This is a genomic window from Pseudoalteromonas sp. QJM3NY_22 (genome assembly GCF_056173065.1).
In genome coordinates this window covers 1,198,463-1,219,636 of the sequence record NZ_CM149655.1, presented here as the reverse complement: position 1 = coordinate 1,219,636, position 21,174 = coordinate 1,198,463, and the positions used below count along the sequence as shown (strand labels likewise).

At 41.3% G+C, this 21,174-nt stretch carries 17 protein-coding genes and 1 pseudogene; 8 read left to right on the top strand and 10 right to left on the bottom strand.

Going from position 1 to position 21,174, the window contains the following annotated elements:
* Positions 1–56: 56 nt before the first annotated feature.
* Positions 57–2,483 carry an ATP-dependent helicase HrpB gene (gene hrpB, locus AC0VZ4_RS05380; RefSeq protein WP_475441130.1) on the bottom strand — a complete coding sequence of 809 codons (2,427 nt, stop codon included), beginning with the start codon at positions 2,481–2,483 and terminating at the stop codon, positions 57–59.
* A 285-nt stretch (positions 2,484–2,768) separates the two neighbouring features.
* On the opposite strand from hrpB, the gene AC0VZ4_RS05375 reads away from it, so the two are divergent.
* Positions 2,769–2,966, top strand: coding sequence for a CsbD family protein (locus AC0VZ4_RS05375; RefSeq protein WP_475441129.1), 198 nt, complete (start codon positions 2,769–2,771; stop codon positions 2,964–2,966).
* Positions 2,967–3,029: 63 nt separating this feature from the next.
* Here the strand turns inward: AC0VZ4_RS05375 and AC0VZ4_RS05370 are convergent.
* Positions 3,030–5,305, bottom strand: a pseudogene (locus tag AC0VZ4_RS05370) (xanthine dehydrogenase family protein molybdopterin-binding subunit).
* The gene (locus AC0VZ4_RS05365) at positions 5,302–5,799 is read right to left on the bottom strand and encodes a (2Fe-2S)-binding protein (protein ID WP_475441128.1); all 498 of its coding nucleotides are present in this window, start codon (positions 5,797–5,799) and stop codon (positions 5,302–5,304) included. The pseudogene AC0VZ4_RS05370 and the gene AC0VZ4_RS05365 overlap by 4 nt, the downstream one beginning before the upstream one ends.
* Before the next feature lie 414 nt (positions 5,800–6,213).
* Here AC0VZ4_RS05365 and AC0VZ4_RS05360 point away from each other — a divergent pair, with 414 nt between their 5' ends.
* Positions 6,214–6,846, top strand: a complete 633-nt coding sequence (locus tag AC0VZ4_RS05360; protein ID WP_149615295.1) for an RpiB/LacA/LacB family sugar-phosphate isomerase — start codon at positions 6,214–6,216, stop codon at positions 6,844–6,846.
* Between the two features lie 157 nt (positions 6,847–7,003).
* Here AC0VZ4_RS05360 and AC0VZ4_RS05355 read toward each other — a convergent pair whose 3' ends face one another.
* The 5 genes from AC0VZ4_RS05355 to metA form a co-directional block, all read right to left on the bottom strand.
* Entirely contained in the window at positions 7,004–7,705 is a 702-nt protein-coding gene (locus tag AC0VZ4_RS05355) for a hypothetical protein (RefSeq protein ID WP_475441127.1), read from the bottom strand.
* Positions 7,706–7,715: 10 nt separating this feature from the next.
* The gene (locus AC0VZ4_RS05350) at positions 7,716–8,342 is read right to left on the bottom strand and encodes a DUF2971 domain-containing protein (protein WP_475441126.1); all 627 of its coding nucleotides are present in this window, start codon (positions 8,340–8,342) and stop codon (positions 7,716–7,718) included.
* Between the two features lie 199 nt (positions 8,343–8,541).
* On the bottom strand, positions 8,542–11,172 hold the full coding sequence (gene metH, locus AC0VZ4_RS05345) for a methionine synthase (protein ID WP_475441125.1): 2,631 nt from the start codon (positions 11,170–11,172) through the stop codon (positions 8,542–8,544).
* A 9-nt stretch (positions 11,173–11,181) separates the two neighbouring features.
* Positions 11,182–12,255 carry a homocysteine S-methyltransferase family protein gene (locus AC0VZ4_RS05340; protein WP_475441124.1) on the bottom strand — a complete coding sequence of 358 codons (1,074 nt, stop codon included), beginning with the start codon at positions 12,253–12,255 and terminating at the stop codon, positions 11,182–11,184.
* Entirely contained in the window at positions 12,245–13,192 is a 948-nt protein-coding gene (metA, locus tag AC0VZ4_RS05335) for a homoserine O-acetyltransferase MetA (RefSeq protein ID WP_024608777.1), read from the bottom strand. Before metA ends, AC0VZ4_RS05340 begins: the two co-directional genes overlap by 11 nt.
* 303 nt (positions 13,193–13,495) lie before the next feature.
* Here metA and AC0VZ4_RS05330 point away from each other — a divergent pair, with 303 nt between their 5' ends.
* The 6 genes from AC0VZ4_RS05330 to AC0VZ4_RS05305 all read left to right on the top strand — a co-directional run bounded on the left by AC0VZ4_RS05330 (position 13,496) and on the right by AC0VZ4_RS05305 (position 18,892).
* Positions 13,496–13,648, top strand: coding sequence for a hypothetical protein (locus AC0VZ4_RS05330; protein ID WP_475441123.1), 153 nt, complete (start codon positions 13,496–13,498; stop codon positions 13,646–13,648).
* A 143-nt stretch (positions 13,649–13,791) separates the two neighbouring features.
* The gene (ettA, locus tag AC0VZ4_RS05325; RefSeq protein WP_007376155.1) at positions 13,792–15,465 is read left to right on the top strand and encodes an energy-dependent translational throttle protein EttA; all 1,674 of its coding nucleotides are present in this window, start codon (positions 13,792–13,794) and stop codon (positions 15,463–15,465) included.
* Between the two features lie 141 nt (positions 15,466–15,606).
* A complete protein-coding gene (locus tag AC0VZ4_RS05320) occupies positions 15,607–16,866 on the top strand; it encodes an IS256 family transposase (protein WP_475439694.1) in 1,260 nt (419 codons plus the stop codon).
* A 129-nt stretch (positions 16,867–16,995) separates the two neighbouring features.
* Positions 16,996–17,361, top strand: a complete 366-nt coding sequence (locus AC0VZ4_RS05315; RefSeq protein ID WP_475441122.1) for a PilZ domain-containing protein — start codon at positions 16,996–16,998, stop codon at positions 17,359–17,361.
* Positions 17,362–17,417: 56 nt separating this feature from the next.
* Positions 17,418–18,326, top strand: coding sequence for a histone deacetylase family protein (locus AC0VZ4_RS05310; protein WP_475441121.1), 909 nt, complete (start codon positions 17,418–17,420; stop codon positions 18,324–18,326).
* A 62-nt stretch (positions 18,327–18,388) separates the two neighbouring features.
* Positions 18,389–18,892, top strand: a complete 504-nt coding sequence (locus AC0VZ4_RS05305; RefSeq protein WP_475441120.1) for a TlpA family protein disulfide reductase — start codon at positions 18,389–18,391, stop codon at positions 18,890–18,892.
* A 1-nt stretch (position 18,893) separates the two neighbouring features.
* On the opposite strand, the gene AC0VZ4_RS05300 is transcribed toward AC0VZ4_RS05305, so the two are convergent.
* Both AC0VZ4_RS05300 and AC0VZ4_RS05295 read right to left on the bottom strand, forming a co-directional pair.
* Positions 18,894–19,895, bottom strand: coding sequence for a helix-turn-helix transcriptional regulator (locus AC0VZ4_RS05300; RefSeq protein ID WP_475441119.1), 1,002 nt, complete (start codon positions 19,893–19,895; stop codon positions 18,894–18,896).
* Positions 19,879–20,799 carry a GGDEF domain-containing protein gene (locus AC0VZ4_RS05295; RefSeq protein ID WP_475441118.1) on the bottom strand — a complete coding sequence of 307 codons (921 nt, stop codon included), beginning with the start codon at positions 20,797–20,799 and terminating at the stop codon, positions 19,879–19,881. The genes AC0VZ4_RS05300 and AC0VZ4_RS05295 overlap by 17 nt, the downstream gene beginning before the upstream one ends.
* Between the last annotated feature and the right edge of the window lie 375 nt (positions 20,800–21,174).

Genomic DNA, 21,174 nt, shown 5'->3' with positions numbered 1-21,174 from the left:
ACATTACCTTAGTAAGTTCAATAATCAAACAAAATCAGTTTAAAGTGAATTAACACCTACATTTTGCTCTTTACTCTATTAGTTGCAACGCTGTTGGCAGGGTCGTCTGGCCAAAAATGTTTAGGGTAGCGACCTTTCATTTCTTTTTGCACATCGCGGTAACTGCTAGCCCAAAAGTGGGCTAAATCTTGAGTAAGTTGCAATGAGCGTTTACCAGGCGATAGCAGCTCCATAAGCAGTGGCAGTTTACCGTTGGCAAGCATAGGCGTGCTGGTCAAGCCATAAACTTCTTGCATACGCACGCTTAGCTTTGCGGGGCCATCAAGCTGGTATTCTATTTTTATATTTGAGCCACTTGGCACCGTTAAGCGCAGTGGTAACAGTGCTTTTAACGCTGTTTGTTGTTGCCAATCAAAGCAGTTTTGTAATGCATCAAAGTAGTTAAACTTTTTAAGCTGCGTGAGGGTTTTAATATCTTCTAAAAACACGCCTAGCCACTGCGCTGCATTTTGAATAAGTTGTTGCTCATTTATTTGTGGAAATTTATCGGGCATTAAATTACTTGCTAAGCTCATACGTATCAGCAATTGCTGCGCATCAAGTTGCTCGTTAAATAATGCAAAACCGTGTTTAGCAAATAAGCTAAGCCACGCTTTAGCACGCTCGCCCTTATCTAGTTTTTGTTTACTAGGCTGGCTGCTGAGCGTTATAGCCCCGAGCTTTACTTCATCTTGGTGAATAAAGCGCGCTGATTTTTCATCAAACTCACAACGAGTAAGTTCACTAAATAAATGCGGTAAAAACTCTTGTAGCTCAAATGGGTTAAGCGCTGTGGCTGCAAATATACGCCCACCTTTGTGCCCGCCCATGGTTGCTATAGCTAAGTAATCGTCGTTGTGCCAGTAATCGGCATTTAACTCAGCCCCTGCACCATTGGCAAGTAGGTAACCATTACCGCGTTTTTTAGCAATACGATCGGGGTATGCCAATGCCACTAGCAAACTTATATAATGCGTATTTAATTCGCTGTTTTCGTCTTTTACTTTTAAGCGGCTTTGCCAATACTTTAACTGTTGTTTAAACACCGGATGCGGACGTTGCTGTTGGCTATGCAACGCTAAACTCAACTCGTTTGCACTGTTTACTCGGCTCTCAAGTAATGCCACTAAATAAATAGCGAGCCTAAAAATACCAGGGAGTTGGTTATCAAGTATTTGTGCTTTTAATAGCATATGCGCCAAACGAATATCAGCACCAAAACCTAACATTTTACTGCCAAGCGGTGTGAGTTTACCTTTGCTATCAATAGCTTCTAGCATGTTAAGCAGGTTACTTGCTTGTTCGCATTGCTGCTCAGTGGGCTTATCGAGCAAGGTTAGCTCATCAATACTGGCTCCCCATTGCTTTGCCTCAAGCATAAGTTGGCTTATGTCTGATGTGAGTATTTCGGGATTGTCGTGGCTATTACGTCTCTCAAAGGTTTGCTTTGAGCCAATTCGATAAACAATGCCCGGCTCTATTCGCCCTGCACGCCCTGCACGCTGCACAGCAGACGAGCGCGATATGCTTTGTGTTGTGAGCTCTGTAACCCCTGTTTTTAAATTAAAGGTGGCTGCACGGCGCTTGCCGCTGTCAATTACAATGCGTATACCTTCAATAGTTAAACTGGTTTCGGCTACATTGGTGGTAAGCACTATTTTGCGCATGCCGTTTGGTGCAGGAGCAATAGCAGTTTGCTGATTAGCTTTATCTTGCTCGCCAAATAGCGTTGCAACTTGGCAGTTACTTGGTAAATCGCTCAGTGCTTGTTGCACGCGTAGTATCTCAAACTGCCCAGGTAAAAACACCAATGCGCTACCTGTTTGCTCATTAAGTGCTTGTTTTATTATGGTAGGAATTGCATCAAGCCAGCGACTTTCATCTTTTATGGGTATGTATACTTCGTCTATTGGGTAGCTACGACCGCTTGATTGAATTACAGGGCAGTCAAAAAACGCTGTATAACGCTCTGTATCTAGCGTTGCCGACATAAGCATGATGGTTAAATCTTCACGCAGTGCACTTTGGGTCTCGAGCGCAAAGGCAAGTGAAGTATCGGCTGCAATTGAACGTTCATGAAATTCATCAAATATAAGTAAATCTATATCGCTTAATTCGGGATCGTTTTGCAGCATGCGCGTTAGCATGCCTTCGGTGACTATTTCGAGGCGCGTATTAGCGCTTACTTTACTCTCGCCCCTAATCCGCAAGCCCACACTTTGCCCAACACTCTCGTTTTGGCACTTTGCTAGGTAACTGGCAATATTACGTGCAGCTATTCGGCGAGGCTCTAGCATTACAATACGTTTAAAATGCCCGTCGCGCATAAGCTGTAACGGCAACCACGTAGATTTACCCGCACCAGGCGGTGCTTGTAATAATGTAATAGGATTACTTTGTAATGTAGTAACGAGTTGTTGATATATGTCTTGAACCGGCAGCACTGCTATTTACCCTAAATTGCTTTGTGTGCATTGTAACAAAAACCAAAAATAAACGCGCCGCTAAAGCTATGTGGTTATAAGGGATTTAATAAAGGGTTACATAATCAGAAATAATTACAGACCGCTCTGTACATTTTTTAAGGATGTGTTCACAACATTAATCATTACTGCCTCAATAAAAACATAACACCATGATTATAAATGCAAAATAAAAATTTAACTTATTGGTACACGCCTTGCTCCTTTTATACTGAACGTTAATTAAATCTAAGTAAGGAGAAACTTATGAACACCGATCGTATGAAAGGTAATTGGGACGAACTTAAAGGTAAGGCTCAACAAAAATGGGGCGATCTTACCAACGACGATTTAGACAAAATTGAAGGTAGCCGTACAGAGCTAGTGGATAAAATTCAGCCGCAGTATGGTAAATCTAAAGAAGAAGCAGAGCGTGAAGTTGATGAGTTTGAAAAAACTCACTAATCGCTAACTTCTAAAAAAACCGCCATTTTGGCGGTTTTTTTGTTTAAGCTATAGGTTATTTAGTTACGCTTTTAGCTGGTCACCTATTGGTAACTGCCTAATACGCTTTCCGCACGCTGCAAAAATAGCATTACATAATGCTGGCGCATAAACTGGTGTAGACGGCTCGCCTACCCCTGCTGGTGGTGCATCACTTTGTACTATTTCAACTTCTACCTCTAAAGGGGAATCGCTCATACGCGGTACGCGGTACGCGATACGCGATAATCATGAAAGTTACTTTGCTGCACGCGGCCTTTATCAAAGGTAATACCATCGCTGATTGCAGTTGTAATCCCATAAATAGAACCACCTTGGGTTTGGTTTTTAACGGTGTCGGTGTTTACAACCGTACCCGCATCAATAGCTACCCACGATTTAATTACGTTTAAATCGCCAGCATCCGACACTTCTACTTCAACTACCGTAGCTACGTAAGTTAAAAAGCTTCTGTGTGCTGCTATGCCTAAACCTCGACCTTTAGGAAGCTCTCGACCCCATTTACTTATGTCAGCTACTTTTTCAATAACATGGCGCAGTCTGCCAATATCTAAAGGATAAACCGCTTTATCACCACCGTAATTATCGTATGTGGCATTTTGCTCAGTTACATCAACAATACGGCTTGGACCTATTGTATCTAGTAAATAGTCTTTTTGGTCGCGACCGGCTTTGTGCGCTGCTTCACCAATAAATGACTGAATAGCAAAGGCATGAAAAATATTTGATACAGAACGCATCCAACCAATTCGTGCTTTAGCAAGCGCATCACCGTTTTCTAACTTCATGTTAGGTGTGTTAATAGGGTTATCGGTAAATCCTAAGCGCAGTTCAAAGCTTCCTGGCGTAGTCGCCCCTTCTGAAAAGGTAGAAGTGTTCGGTGAAAACGCGGTGCGGTGTAAATAAGATTCTATTGCGCCATTTTTATCTAGCGATGCTTCAATGTGCTGAGCCGAAACAGCATGGTAAAAACCATGTTGTACGTCGTCTTCACGCGTCCATTGCACACGAATAGGCTTGCCTACTTTCATTGAAAGGTAAGCTGCCTCTGCTGAAAAGTCAGGTTTTGACTTGCGCCCAAAGCCGCCCCCCAACATGGTAACGTGAACGTTAATTTTACTTTCATCCATGCCAAGCATTGCCGCCACTGTTTTCATATCGGCTTGTGGATTTTGCGTAGCAGCCCATATATCAACACTATCTTTGTTGTACATAGCTGTTGCACACGGCGGCTCCATTGGTGCTTGAGCAAGATGCGGCGCGTAATAATCAGCTACGAGTTTATTGCTCGATTTAGCCAACACGCCCATGGCATCGCCTTTATCACGTATGTTTGCCTGTGGAGTTTGTACTGTTTTTAGTAATGACTTTTTAAATTCTTTTGAATTGTAATCGCCATTTTTGCCATCATCCCACACGACTTTTAATGCTTTACGCCCTTGCCATGCAGCCCATGTGTTTTTAGCTATAATCGCAATGCCGCCTTTTGGCTGAAACTGCGGCGCGCCTTTTGGTGCAGGTATTTCAATAACATCTACAACGCCGTTTATCGCTTTTGTAGCACTGGCATCAAATGACTTAACAACACCGCCTACCACTGGCGGGCGTTCAATTATAGCCACCAGCGCTTGTGGTTCGCGTACATCGGCTGCAAATATTGCTTTACCTGTTATTAAATCGGCTAAATCTATGTGCGCCATGCCAGTATTAATGTAGCGCCATTCTTTGCGTGTTTTAAGTGTTAGTTTGTCAGCTTCTGGTGGCGTTATTGTAAGCGCTAAGTCGATTAAATCTTTATAAGTAAGCGATTTACCTGAGCTGTGTGTAACAACGTGTTGATTGGCTGTACAGGTCTGCGGGTCAACGTTCCAATATTTAGCGGCAGCGTGCTGCATCATGTAACGCACACTTGCGCCCATTTCACGCAGGCGTTGCATGTTGTAGCGAATACTGCGCGAGCCATCGGTATTTTGATCGCCATATTTAGGGTCGCCCTTACCCTGAATAACAATAACCTTATCCCACGCGGCTTCCATTTCATCGGCAACTATTTGTGCAATCGCGGTCCGAATTTGCTGACCCATTTCAGAGCGATGGCAGGTTATTTCAACCATGCCGTCTGGGCGCAGTGCAATAAATAAGTTTGCGCGCTTTGCTTGCTCAGATGGCTGCTCTAACACACCCGCAAATGCTCTTGGCGCACTGCCTACAAAATAAGTACCAAGTACCAATGCACCTATTGCGCTAGTTTTTAAAAACTTACGGCGGTTTAAATCAAAGTATTTGTTATCTTGGTTCATACTTCTTCCCCTTGTTCATTTGAGTCAAAATATTGAACACTCGCCATTGTTTTAGCGGCTGATTTAATTGCTTTATGAATGCGCGGGTATGTACCACAACGGCAAATATTTCCCGACATATTACTTACTATTTCATCATCGGTAGGGGTTGGGTTTGCAGCTAATAAGCTTGCAGCTTGCATCATTTGACCGCACTGGCAAAAACCACACTGCGGTACTTTATGCTCTATCCATGCTTGTTGTACAGGATGGTCGCCCTGCTCGCTTAACCCTTCAATTGTCGTAATTGAACGCCCTGCTGCTGCCGCTACAGGTAATACACACGAGCGCTGAGCTACCCCATCAATATGCACGGTACACGCACCGCACTGAGCCATACCACAGCCAAATTTAGGCCCAGTTAAATTCAACTCGTCTCGCAGATACCATAATACTGGCGTTGACGGATCGCCAGAAAACTCATGTTTATTACCATTAATGGTAAGCGTGATCATACTAAACTCCTTGGCAAAGCACTTTAAAGGACGGTTCCTTGTTGCGCGAGAACTATTTTTAATTACTTACTATTTTATACTTACTACTTTTAGCCTATCACTTAGATCTATTTTATAAAAATACTAATTATTAGAACGTTAGTAAAAATAGGACAACCAACTAACCACAATTTAGATAAAATTTAGGTAGCCGTAAACAGCTTGTTGGTAAAATTGAGCAACAATACGCTAAACCAAGAAAAGTAAATGAGTTGAGAAAGGTTATTAATTTATAAGCATTTTAACTAAAGTAGTGCATCACTGTAGCTATCCAAAACTTTATAATGGATAAATTACTGTTCTGACAACCCACGATTGCCACCGGTGGCAATTGAATGTAGAATAAATTTAATATTAATTAATTTGGTAAAATCTATGAAAATCGCATTAATGAATGAATTTAGTCAAGCAGCAAAAAACCCTATTGTACTTGAGCAACTTAATACTGTGGCCAAAGCCCAAGATCATCAGGTATTTAATGTTGGCATGGATGGTGACAACGACCATAGATTAACATACATCCACCTAGGAATTATCGCCAGCCTATTGCTTAACTCTAAAGCTGTGGACTTTGTTGTAACAGGTTGTGGCACAGGCCAAGGTGCACTTATGGCTAGCAATGCTTTTCCGGGTGTTGCATGTGGTTATTGTATTGACCCTTCTGATGCATATCTATTTGCACAAATAAACAATGGTAATGCACTGGCTTTACCGTATGCAAAAGGTTTTGGGTGGGGTGCTGAGCTAAATATAAAATACATTTTCGAAAAAGCATTTACAGGTGAAAAAGGTCAAGGTTATCCAGCTGATCGCAAAGAATCTCAAGTGACTAACGCTGGTATTTTAAGTCAATTAAAAGTAGATATAGCTAAAGATTATCTCAAGGCACTTGAATCGATAGACCCCGACCTTGTTAAACAAGCTATTGGCGGCTCACGGTTTCAAGATTGTTTCTTTAAGCATTGTAAAGACGAAGCAATAGCAGCATTTGTTAAAGCTAGAGCTTAATAATAAAATTGTCACATAGCCTGAGCTCTGGTTAAGAGATTTACTAATATATTGAACCATAATGATATTTAGATTTATTATCCAGAGTTCAGGTTACATACCTCTAATAGCAGCTTCTGCATCATCTTGCGATAACACCTACTCACGTCTTTAAGACCTAAAGCCAACCGGCTGTGATGTAATAGCAGCCAATAATGGCTACTGGTAGCACATAACTATAGCGACAATTTTTAAAAGTATAATGGTGATTACCGCCAGCGCCACTAACCGTTACATCGCCGTTAAATAAAACCATATCAGGCTTATCCTTTGCTCTTTTATCAATATTCCACACTGCATATCGATAATTATGATCGCCTAAATCATCAACACGAATATGGTAGTTAGCCGTTTTCCAATCAAACACTGGTTTTTCAAAGTTATTAATACTTGCGTGCAAGGATTGCTTACCTTCTTCGATTAAGCTTTTTGCAAGTGTCTGCTCTTTAGATGTTCCGCTATTTATACCGATAATTTTACCGCCGGTATCAACCCACATAACGCCGTTATTTAGCATAATGCCGCGCCAACCTACTTTCTCCCAATCAGTATTAATGTTTGAACTGGCAATAACTGCCGCTAGCTCATCATTAAACACTTCATCAAAGCGGTTAATAAACTCGGCTTCATTTTTAATGTCAGGTATGGGGTATCGTCGTTTAAGCGGGTAACGAATATGTGCAGCAATCGCAGCTTTATCATGCGTTTTAAAAGCAGCAATAACAGGTAAAACGAACTCGTGATACTTTTGCTCAAGCGCAAATGTGTTAGATGTGAAAAGTAGTGATAAGCACAGTAGAATGTGGCTTAGATATTTCATTTATAGTCCTTTATTTATTCTGATGCTTAACAATCTTAAATGACTTGAAAGCAGCTCTAGCAAATATAATTTCAACACCTCTATCCTGAATGCAGAGGGACTTCTCTAGCTCGCTTCTAGTTAACTTTGACTGGCATCCAATAATTATTTTAGATAGTTTCATATCCTCATTGAATGGCTGGAAATAAAGATCATTTTCTTTTTCAAAGTTATTAAGGCCCCGAATTGTTCTATATTCTTTTTCATATTCCCAATGTTTGAATTTAGAAAGTAATAACTTTAGTGGGAAGTTTTGATCATCTATTAAATTACTTTTAAACCTTTCAGAATAATATTTTACCTCTTGAGCATCCTCTTTGTTAGATAGCTCAAGTTCCACACATATGCCCTTGTGATTATTAGCATAATGAGCCCACTGAACAGGGTTTGACCAAATTTTACTAAAGCACAATATTCCAAATTTTCTTGAAACATCTAGTTTCATCCTATTTAAGCTTGCACGTATATAAGGTGTACTAGTTTCGATACCTAATAACTCAAAAGGATCATTCAAATTGTCAAAAGTTGAGGCCTTAACCCTCCTATTTGATAAGTTTTTTAGGCCAAATACCTCATCCATGTAATGATAAAGCTTCATTTAATCTATAATCCTATTTTCTTTAGAAAAGAATATTTTCCTGAATAAAAACCACGTTGCTCAGCTTTTTATTACTACTTATATTAAATAAACTCTGAATACATATGAACCAATTTTTACATCTTTTCAATTATATAAAAAAACGAGCCTGTCTTGGCTCGTTTTTGTTTTACTGATAGCTAAAAATGACGGCTTCGCTCTACTCCGGATCATACCCCAAGTTAGGCGATAGCCAACGTTCAGCTTCTGCGAGCGTCATATTGGTTCGCTTAGCGTAGTCTTCTACCTGATCCTTTTGCACAGCGGCGACGGCGTAGTATTTAGCCTCAGGGTGTGAAAAGTACCAACCCGAAACAGCAGCACCTGGCCACATGGCGTACGAACTAGTTAGCTGCATACCAATGCGTTTTTCGGTGTCTAATAATTGCCAAATTTTCTTTTTCTCGGTGTGCTCTGGGCACGCTGGGTAACCTGGCGCAGGGCGAATACCTTGGTAGTTTTCGCGTATTAGCTCATCGTTTGCTAGGTTTTCGTTTGGTGCAAAACCCCAATACTCTTTACGTACTTTTTCGTGCAGGTATTCTGCAAACGCTTCTGCGAGCCTGTCGGCAACCGCTTTAATCATTATTTTGTTGTAATCGTCTTGTTGTGCGTCAAACGCATTTGCTAAGTCGTCTTCTTCTAGGCCGCCCGTTACTGCAAACGCGCCAAAGTAATCAGGCGTGCCTTTGGGTGCTATATAGTCGGCTAGGCAGTAGTTAGCAAAGTCGGTTTTTTCGGTTTGCTGACGTAAATGACATGAGGTAGTTAATACTTCTTTGCGTGTTTCGTCGGTGTATATTTCTATGTCGTCCCCAACGCGGTTAGCAGGGAATAAACCAATTACGCCAAGTGGTTGCAAACTGCCTGCTTTTTCAAGGTCGTCGAGCATGTCGTTAGCGTCTTTAAATAAGCTTTGCGCTTGCTCGCCTACTACTTCATCGGTCATTATGCGCGGGTATTTACCAGCGATTGACCACGTCATAAAGTATGGCGTCCAATCTATGTATTTACGCAAAGTGGCGATTGGTACATTTTTAAACTCGGTCACGCCCAGCTTTTTAGGCACTGGTGGTGTGTAGTTATCCCAATCAAGCTTTGCTGCGTTATCGCGTGCGCGCTGGATTGTAACAGGCTTAGAGCGTGGTTTTTTACGCGCTTGTTGCTCGCGTACTTTTACGTATTCAGCTTTAGTTTTAGCTAAAAAGTCAGGTTTAATGTCTTTTGATAATAAATTTGAAACCACACCAACTGCACGGCTTGCGTTATTTACATACACAACGCCTTTGTCATATTGCGGCTCAATTTTTACTGCGGTGTGCGCTTTAGAGGTAGTTGCACCACCAATGAGTAGCGGCAGTTCAAAACCACGGCGTTTCATTTCTTTTGCTACGTGTACCATTTCATCAAGCGATGGGGTAATTAAGCCCGATAACCCAATAATATCGGCTTTTTCATCGATTGCGGTTTGCAGTATTTTATCAGCCGGTACCATTACGCCTAAATCGATTACTTCATAGTTATTACATTGCAGTACAACACCTACAATATTTTTACCTATGTCGTGTACGTCGCCTTTTACGGTCGCCATCACTATTTTACCGTTAGTTGAGCCTTCTTCTTTTTCGGCTTCAATGTATGGGTCTAGGTAGGCTACAGCTCGTTTCATTACGCGCGCCGATTTAACCACTTGTGGTAAAAACATTTTACCTGCGCCAAATAAATCACCTACTACGTTCATGCCGTCCATTAACGGCCCTTCAATTACGTGAATAGGTTTAGCAGCTGCGGCGCGGCATTCTTCGGTATCTTCATCTATAAAGGTAGTAATACCTTTAACAAGCGCGTGCTCAAGGCGTTTTGCAACAGGCCATGTGCGCCACTCTAAATCTTCTACTCGTTCGGCTTGCGCCATGCCCGAGTATTTTGGTGCAAGCTCTACTAAACGCTCGCCTGCGCCTGGGTCTGTGTTAAGTATTACGTCTTCAACGGCTTTACGAAGCTCCTCTGGTATGTCGTCGTAAACGGCGAGTTGCCCTGCATTTACAATCCCCATATCCATACCCGCTTTTATGGCGTGGTATAAAAATACCGAGTGAATAGCTTCACGTACTGGGTTATTACCTCTAAATGAAAACGATACATTTGATACCCCGCCCGACACTTTACAGTGCGGTAAGTTTTGCTTGATACGGCGTGTGCCTTCAATAAATTCTACTGCGTAGTTATCGTGCTCTTCTATACCGGTGGCTACGGCAAATATATTAGGATCGAATATAATATCTTCTGGTGGAAAACCAATGTCTTCTACTAATATTTTGTAGCTGCGGGCACATATTTCATATTTTCGGTCTGCCGTGTCGGCTTGCCCGTCGGTATCAAATGCCATTACAACGGCAGCTGCACCAAAACGTTTTATTATTTTAGCTTGGCGAATAAACGGCTCTTCACCCTCTTTTAGCGATATTGAGTTAACAATGGCCTTACCTTGAATACACTTTAGGCCTGCTTCTATTACTTCCCATTTAGAGGAGTTGACCATAATGGGTACGCGTGAAATATCAGGCTCTGAGGCTATTAAGTTTAAAAACTTAACCATGGCGGCTTTTGAATCCAACATGGCTTCGTCCATGTTTATATCAATAACCTGTGCGCCGTTTTCTACTTGCTCGCGGGCCACTGTTAGCGCGGCCTCAAAGTCTTCTTCCATGATTAAACGTTTAAACATGGCAGAACCTGTTACATTGGTACGTTCGCCGACATTGGTAAATACTGCTATTTGTTGGGTCATGCTGGCTCCTTAATTTAAGTTACAGGCTTCAAGGCCTGATAAACGCATGCGTACTTCAAGCTCTGGCAGTTGGCGTGGTTTAACGCCCGCTAGACCTTTTGCAAAAGCACGAATATGCGCAGGCGTGGTGCCACAACATCCACCTACTATATTAATAAAGCCCGATTTACCCCAATCGATAATTTCGGTTGCCATTTCAGGCGCTTCTAAGTCGTATTCACCAAATTCATTAGGCAAGCCCGCATTAGGGTGTACCGATGTAAAGGTTTCGCACACGCGCGAAAGCTCTTCTACGTATTGGCGCAGTAAATCAGGGCCAAGCGCGCAGTTTAAACCAATCGAAATAGGCTTAATATGGCGAATAGAGTTATAAAATGCTTCGGTTGTTTGCCCAGAAAGCGTACGCCCAGAGGCGTCGGTAATAGTCCCCGAGATCATAACTGGTAATGTACGCCCTGCTTGCTCAAAGGCTTCTTCTACACCAAACGAGGCGGCTTTTGCATTAAGCGTGTCGAATATAGTTTCGATTAGTATTAAATCGGCGCCGCCTTCCATTAATGCAAGGGTAGACTCTACATACGCAGTAACTAGCTTATCAAAGGTAACGTTTCGGTAACCCGGATCGTTTACGTCTGGCGAAATTGAACACGTTTTAGATGTCGGCCCTAAAACACCCGCTACATAGCGTGGCTTTTCTGGCGTTTTAGCTGTAAATTCATCGCAAATTGCGCGTGCTAATTTAGCCGACTCTAGGTTTATTTCACGACTTAGGTTTGCCATGTCGTAATCTTCCATCGAAATAGTGGTCGAGTTAAACGTGTTGGTTTCGATAATATCGGCGCCCGCTGATAAAAAACCACGATGAATATCAGTGATTAAGTCGGGCTTGGTTAGGCTTAATAAATCGTTATTGCCTTTAATTAATACATGCCAGTCTTTAAAACGCTCTGCGCGATAGTCTTCTTCTTCTAGCTTATGATCTTGGATCATGGTGCCCATAGCGCCATCTAAAATTAAAATGCGTTCTTTTAATGCGGCACTTATTTCGGCTTGCTTATTATTTGTAGGCGCGTTATTCGGCATAGTTGTTAGTCCTCACGTCTTGGCTAACTAAATTAATATCATACGGTGTGGTTTGGTACACGTAGTAATTTAACCAGTTCGAAAAAAGTAAAAAAGCATGGCTTTGCCACGTTTTTGAAGGTTGTTTGGTTGCATCATCATCCGGGAAGTAATTTTCGGGTTTTGGTGCATTAGGGCTTTTTTTACAATCGCGCTCGTATTCTGCTTTTAGCGAGTCTGCGTCGTACTCTGGGTGGCCGGTTATAAACACTTGGCTACCCGATTTATTTTTAAGTAAGTAAGCCCCCACTCGCTCAGAACCAGCCAGTACTACTAGCTCATCGCAGGCGTTTATTTTATTTATATCAATGTGACCGTAGCGTGAGTGCGGTACTAAAAAGGTGTCGTCGAATCCGCGAGTCAGTGCGCCGTGATCAAAGTAACACTGGTGAGTAAATACGCCACACAGTTTATCGTCTTTTAAATCGCGCTTTAAATTGTAACGGTGATATAACGCTGCATGCGCTGCCCAACACGAAAATAACGTAGAGGTAACGTGTTGCTCAGCCCAATCAATAATAACCTTTAACTCATCCCAATACGCTACATCGTCGTATTCTAAATGCGCAAGTGGCGCGCCAGTTACTATTAATGCATCGTAATTGTTGTCTTTAACCTCAGAAAAATAACGGTAAAAGGTATCAAGGTGCTCTTCTGAATTACTGCTACTGCGGTGAGTGTCGAGGCGCAGTAGCTCTACGTTTACTTGCAAAGGTGAGTTGGCAAGTAAGCGAATAAACTGAACTTCGGTTTCTACTTTATTAGGCATTAAGTTTAAAATAGCCAAACGCATTGGGCGTATTTCTTGCGTTTTTGCACGACTTTTTGGCATTACAAATACGTTTTCTTGACGTAAACGTGCAATTGCCGGCAACTCGTCTTTTACTGTAATTGGCATACTTTACTCCTGCTCATAAAAACCGAGGCTTAATTATGAACTGAAAGTAAAAAATATCAACCTTTAGATGTATAGATGTCTAAATGAATTTATTCATCATTTGATATCAGTTGCGCAATCATTGAAATTAAAATAATATTCATTAATAAGAATTAATGAAAAGAATTGGGTTCAAACCCTAAACTTCCAGTTAGGTCGTGACCACCGTTAAAAACTGGCTTTAAGAACGAAAGGGTCACGGGTCTTAATTCTATCGCCTAACTCAACAAGAGAACGATAGGACTTTTTAAAAGGAGATGCTCAATGTATCAAAATTTTAAAGGGCAAGACCTGCTATCGCAACGAATGATGGCTTTTGGTGGGCTGTTTACAGCTTTCAGCATTAGTGGTATTGCACCTATACTGGCTGTGCTTCTTGCATTGTTAGTTACTTCTTTCTTAGTAACGATAGCGTAACAAAAGGGATTCCCTACTTCGGTAGGGGCAATCTCATTTAATACATTATAAATTCACTACTTAACTATTCCTATTTGCTTGCACACCTTCTTTAACCTAAAATACGCCCCAACAATCCAGCTAAAATAAAAAAGGTTTCCTCCATGGTTTTACCTGATAAATTTATATTCTCAATGAGTCGAGTATCTAAGGTTGTGCCACCTAAGCGCACTATCTTAAAAGATATTTCGTTGCACTTTTTCCCTGGCGCTAAAATTGGTGTGCTTGGTTTAAACGGTTCTGGTAAATCTACGTTACTACGCATTATGGCCGGTGTTGACCAAGATTTTGAAGGTGAAGCACATCCTCAGCCTGGTACAAAAATTGGTTATTTACCGCAAGAGCCAGTACTGGACGAAAGCAAAACAGTGCGCGAAATTGTCGAAGAAGCCGTTGGCGAAGTTAAACATGCACTTAGCCGTCTTGACGAAGTATACAACGAGTACGCAATGGAAGGTGCTGACTTTGATGCACTTGCAAAAGAGCAAGGCGAGCTTGAAGCGGTTATTCAGGCGCACGATGGTCACAACATCGATAACGTTTTAGAACGGGCTGCTGATGCACTTCGCCTACCAGAATGGGATGCTAAAATTGAGCACCTTTCAGGTGGTGAGCGTCGTCGTGTTGCTATATGTCGATTATTACTTGAAAAACCAGACATGCTTATTCTCGATGAACCTACTAACCACTTGGATGCTGAGTCGGTTGCATGGTTAGAGCGCTTCTTACACGATTACGAAGGCACTGTTGTGGCGGTAACGCATGACCGTTACTTCCTTGATAATGTAGCTGGCTGGATATTAGAGCTTGACCGTGGTGAAGGTATTCCATGGGAAGGTAACTACTCTTCTTGGCTTGAACAAAAAGATGCGCGCTTACAGCAAGAACAAAAATCTGAAAAAGCACGTCAAAAATCAATTGCGCAAGAACTTGAATGGGTTCGTTCAAACCCTAAAGGTCGTCAAGCTAAGTCAAAAGCACGTATGGCTCAGTTTACTGAAATGCAGCAGTCTGATTACCAAAAGCGTAACGAAACTAACGAGATGTTTATTCCACCTGGTCCGCGTTTAGGCGACCAAGTGCTTGAAGTAACTAATCTTCGTAAGAGTTTTGGCGATCGCGTTTTAATTGACGATTTAAGCTTTAGCATGCCAAAAGGTGCCATTGTGGGCATTATTGGCGCGAATGGCGCGGGTAAATCAACGCTGTTTAAAATGATAAGCGGTGAGCAAGAACAAGACAGCGGTAGTATCAGCGTTGGTGAAACAGTACACCTAGCTACTGTTGATCAGTTCCGTGACGGTATGGATGAAAGCAAAACTGTTTTCCAAGAAATATCAGACGGTCAAGACGTATTAAAAATTGGTAACTTTGAGTTTCCAAGCCGAGCGTATGTAAGTCGCTTTAACTTTAAAGGTAACGATCAGCAAAAGTTTGTTAAAGACCTATCTGGTGGTGAGCGTAACCGCTTGCATCTTGCTAAGTTATTAAAAGCGGGCGGCAATGTGTTACTTCTGGATGAGCCAACCAATGATCTGGACGTTGAAACCCTACGTGCACTTGAGAATGCTATTTTAGAGTTCCCTGGTTGTGTAATGTGTATCTCGCATGACCGTTGGTTCCTTGACCGTATTGCAACGCACATTTTAGATTACCGCGACGAAGGTGTAATTAACTTCTTTGATGGTAACTACACTGAATACGAAGAGTGGCTTAAAAAGACACTCGGTGCAGCAGCAGCTCAACCTAAACGTATTAAGTACAAAAAAATTGGCTAATCTTCACTGTAGCTGATTTATTACAGTAACACTAAGCCCTGCATGAGCTATAGTCGTTTCTGGTGTATGAGAAAAAGTCATTGCGATGTAATCTGTTAATTGATCTTGACCAGATCAACAATTAACCAGAGAGACATCGCAATGACTGAAAATGATAATGTTATTTCCATTGAAAAACCAGACAATCCGTTAGAGCAGTTGCTTAAAAGCGGGGCGCAGCAGTTGTTAGCTCAAGCGATTGAGGCTGAGTTGGCTGTTTTATTGGCTCAATACCAGCATGAGACCGTCGAGGGACTTCAGCGGATCGTCAAAAATGGTCACCAGCCTGAGCGTACGATCCAAACAGGCCTTGGTGATATTGAGGTCAAAATACCTAAAGTCAGGGATCGAAAAAAGGAAGGCATTAAATTCAATAGTGCCTTGATCCCGCCTTATCTGAAACGGACAAAAAATATCGAAGAGCTGATCCCATGGCTCTATTTACGAGGAATTTCGACGGGTGATATGCAGCCCGCTTTAGTGTCTCTTTTAGGCGAGCAAGCCAAAGGTTTGTCGGCCAATAGTGTCTCTCGGTTGAAATCCACCTGGGAAACGGAGTATCAGCAGTGGTCTAAACGTTCCTTGGCTAAACGTCGATATGTGTATATCTGGGCCGATGGGATTTACAGTAAAATTCGAATGGATGATAAGCTGTGCTTACTGGTAATTATGGGGGTAGATGAAACGGGCAGAAAGGAGCTATTGGCGGTGGTTGACGGGGTTCGTGAGTCTGAGCAGAGCTGGACTGAAGTGTTAAATCAGTTGCGCTCACAGGGTCTAACAATACCACCAAAATTGGCCATAGGGGATGGTGCGCTGGGGTTTTGGAATGCCCTCACCAAAGTATGGCCAACAACCCAACATCAACGTTGCTGGGTGCATAAAATCGCGAATGTGCTAAACAAAGTGCCGAAATCAATGCAACCTAAAATCAAAGCGAATTTACAAGATATCTGGATGGCAGAGAGTCGAGCTTCTGCTTATAAAGCGTATGATTTATTTGTTAAAAATTACTCAGTCAAATACCCAAAAGCGACGGATTGCTTGATGAAGGATAAAGATGAAATGCTGGCATTTTATGATTATCCTGCTGAGCATTGGATGCACATAAGAACGAGTAATCCGATAGAGTCAACGTTTGCGACGGTAAGGCTGAGAACGCATAAAGTGAAGAGTTGTGGCAGCCGGACAACCACCTTAATGATGGTTTTTAAACTCGCGCAGTCGGCAGAGAAAAAATGGTACCGCTTGCGAGGGTTTAAGTTACTGGCTGAAGTAATTACAGGGGTAAAATTTAAAGACGGCGAAAGAATAACTCAAGATCAAACAGAGCATCAAGATGAGCTCATACACCAGATTTGACAATAACTCGCCCTGCATTTATGCGGGGCTTTTTTATGCCACCAGTATTCTACGCACTTATTTTCTAGCATGTAGAGAATTACCCGCTATGATTAATTTATTATAAAAACAATAAGGCTAAATTAGGATATGCAAAATCGTCGTCAGTTTTCTCGTGTATTATTTTCAACCGATGCACAGGTAATTTTTAATGATCATCAATACCCATGTAAATTGCTTGATATATCTCTACATGGCGCATTGATTAACAAATGCGATGCTTTGACAGGCTGCACCAATAACGATGCAATACTGCGTTTTACACTCCCTCAAAGCGACATAGAAATAAAAATGGAAATAGTTGTGTGTCATATAGAAGCAGATCACATCGGTTTAAAGTGCCGTCATATTGATATAGATAGCATTACTTATCTAAAGCGATTAATTGAATTAAATTTAGCCGATGACGAGCTGCTGCATCGCGAACTCACTATGCTGATTCACGACGCACAATAATAGACTCATTTAGATTAGTTGATTACCATAGGGCAAATTTTTCAACGTGTGAATACATGACTTTAAATCCACACTTACCCTTGGTGTATCATCCTAACTATTCGTTTAGCTTTGATCCAAAGCATCGTTTTGCAATGAGTAAGTTTGCACATTTATATCAGCATGTTGAAGAGCTTGGTTTGATTGGCGATAACCTAGTTGAGCCAATATTAGGCACGCCAGCGTCACTTGAGCTAATACACTGCGAAAATTACATACACGATTTGTGGAACAACCGCTTAGATGAAAAAGCCATGCGCCGCATTGGCCTACCTTGGTCAAAAGAGCTCATGGCGCGCACATTTACAGCCCCTCAAGGCACATTACAAACGGCTCGTTTAGCGCTAAAACATGGCATAGCATGTCACCTTGCTGGTGGGACACACCACGCACATACCGATTTTGGCTCAGGCTACTGCATGGTTAACGACCTTGCCTTTACCACGCAAACTTTAATTGAATCGGGTGAAGTAACTAACGTACTTATTTTTGATTTAGACGTGCACCAAGGTGATGGCACTGCAGCCATGTTGCAGCATCAGGCATACGCTTATACCTGCTCTATACATTGTGAAAAAAATTTTCCGTTTAGAAAATCTGCTAGCGATTTAGACATTGGTTTAACCGACAATATGAAAGACGACGAATACCTCGCTATAGTGGATGAAACCTTCAGTTACTTACTCAAAGAGTTAAATCCGAGCTTGGTACTTTACGATGCTGGCGTTGATATTTGGCAAGGCGATGGTTTGGGTAAATTAGACATTAGCTGGGATGGTATAATTAAACGCGACCATTTAGTGTTAAAACGTTGTCTTGAGCACAACACACCAGTGGCGACAGTAATTGGTGGAGGCTATGATAAAGACCATCTTCGTCTTGCTAAACGCCACGCTATTGTTGTTGAACAAGCGGCTCGCTTTTAGTGTGAAAGAAAAATGTTAAATTCTCGTTCTTATTTAATACATATAATAAAAACGAAAATACTATGAAACAGCTATTTATCGCCATCACACTCATTTTGTTAAGCTTTACAGCGCATGCGCAACAGGAAATAACAAATACCATCCACCCTAAATTACCTACATTAAATTTACAAATGGCCGACGGTTCTATAATTAATACCCACGATTTACTAGGCCAGCCTTATATTTTACATTTTTGGGCCACTTGGTGCCCATACTGTAAAAAGCTGCAACCGGCACTTCAAAAAATTGATGATATGGGCTTAAAGGTCATTGCAGTTAGTTTTAAAGAAGATGAAGATGCTGCTCCCGCCAAAGCTCTTAGCGACAGAGGTTATACTTTTAAAACAGCAATAAAGGCTGATGCGATAGCTAAACAATTAGGGATCAGAGGTACGCCTACTACGTTATTTATTAATAAACAGGGCGATGTGATTTGGCTCACTAACACCTCAAATCCAGAAGATGCAAACTTGCATTTAAATGTACGTACGTTACTTCACTCTATGGAGCTAAAAACAGAGTAATTTACTGCGTTTTTAGCTGACTTGGCGTTAAACCTGTCCAACGCTTAAAAGCACGCCGAAAATTTGGGATGTCATAAAATGCTAGACGCTCAGCAACTTGTTCATTACATTTAGCACGTAAGGTAAGTAGATAAATTGCTTTGTGTTTGTTTTGCTCGTCAATTAGCGCTGAAAAGCCTACTCCGTTAATTTTCAGTTTTCGTTTAAATGTAGCTGAACTCATAGCAAAGTGCTTTGCGGTACACTCTAAATTAGCACTTGGGTGAGAGTATAAATACCTACAAACAGCTTCAATAAAAGTCATGCTAACTAAATTTTTATTATGTAATTGAGACTGCGCTTGCATAAATCGTAATTGACTAGCGCACGGGTTCTTAGCCCTTAACATGGCTTTATTTAATACCCAGCGAGTACATGGCCTATCAAAACTTATCTTTAGCCCTAAATTTTGTTCGTACTCTTGAATATGCCGAGGGCGCTTAAAAGCAAAGTCAAACTGACAATGCGGGTAACTTTCGCTTACTCGTTTGAGTAAACTATAAAAAGCGGTGCTGTATATTTCTAATACGTAGTGGTGCAGCTCTTCATTGAGTCCATGAGCAGGTTGTAAATAAATATAATATTGCCCGCTTTTAATATATGTTTGGCTAAATAATAATGGCGCTAACTGCATTCTTAAATGCGCTAATTGCTTTAGTACTTGCCCTAAATCAGCACTGTACATAAGCGCTTGTACTTCAACTCGCGTATCATTTATTAGCTGGCTACCAAGTAAAAAACCACTGTCGGTACTTTTCATTAACAGTTTAAATTGTGCTAGTAAACGCACCTGCTGAGATAAACTAAACGCATGTTGAAAGTTACATAAATCTTGCTCAAATATTCCCGTACCACGCAATAGTTTATGAAGTTCAATACCTCGACTTTGTGTTAATTCAACAATCGCAATTATAAGCCCTTGTGCACTTACAAACTTATCATCTTGATTAACAAAGGTGTGCACGTTGCGCTACTTTTTGTTGGTGCTTTTTTTGTTGTAACTGACTATGCAATTGGCTTGTTAATGTACCTGTATAATTACGTTCATTACCTTGAATTAAAGCCGTTGTTACATGCTGAAACTTTGCTTTTTTTGAGCCTTCCACTTTAAATGCGCAATATCTCAATGCCCCTTTAATTTGCATCATAAGCTCTTTTGCTTGTTGTTCTGTGGTTTCTGGCATTAACACCATAAAGCAGTCTCCTGCATACCTGCACACAACATCACTTAGTCGGCAGTTCATTAGCAATAACTCGCTCACCTCACGCAGTAACCTATCGCCTTCTTTAAAACCAAATTCGCTATTAAAATGCGAGAAATCGCGTATATCAATAGCACCAAGCCACAAAGGCTGTGTGCTTAAAAGCTGATTTTTTATGGCTAAATCTAAGTACTGCGCTTTATAAAGCCCTGTTACAAAACAGACTTTACTGTGTTCACGCAAGTTAGCTTCACGGCGGCGTAATTGGCAATTTAATACATATTGCTCTTGATGCCAATAATATAACCCCAAGCTAGTTAGTAGCATGCCTATAGGGGCTGGTAAAGACTCAATCCAACTTAGCCATTTGTGTGCTGGGTGCATTAACCACTCATCGAGTAAATCTAAAGTAGCTGAGAACATAAACAACCCTACGCCAATCACTAAATAAGTTGTTACTTTACTGGGGGGCCTTGAAATTAATAACACCGTGATCCATACCAGAGCCATGAGTACAATACCGCCCTCGCCCATAATATCTAGCCATTGAATATCAGCATACGTTTTAAGTACACCTAGATAAACGCTTAAAAAGCAGGCACTGAAAAACATCGCAATAATACAATTAACTAATAATCGGTGGCTGGTAAATGGGTTAAATCGCATTAATTATATCTTCTCTTTGTAGAGTCTATTTTTATGCTAACTCATATCTATATTTGCCAGCAGGGTCATATTAGCTCAACTATATGACAGCAAGATGATCACCATTTTCAAAACCATCTTACACCACATAAAAAACCTCACTTTATAAGGAGTGCTAGTAGCTCATAAAGCCTTTCATAACAGTAAAACACAGCTCACAGTATATGTTTAAAGTAACCCCTGTCACATTTACGTCATAAAATAACTTTAGTTTGCTCGTCATGCCAAAAATCAATGCAGATTTTAACGTTAACAATAAATTAGATATTTCTATATTAGAATCAAAAGCAACTTGAAAGACGGATTTAGACTAGGGGCGAAGCAGCTTTGCTCGGC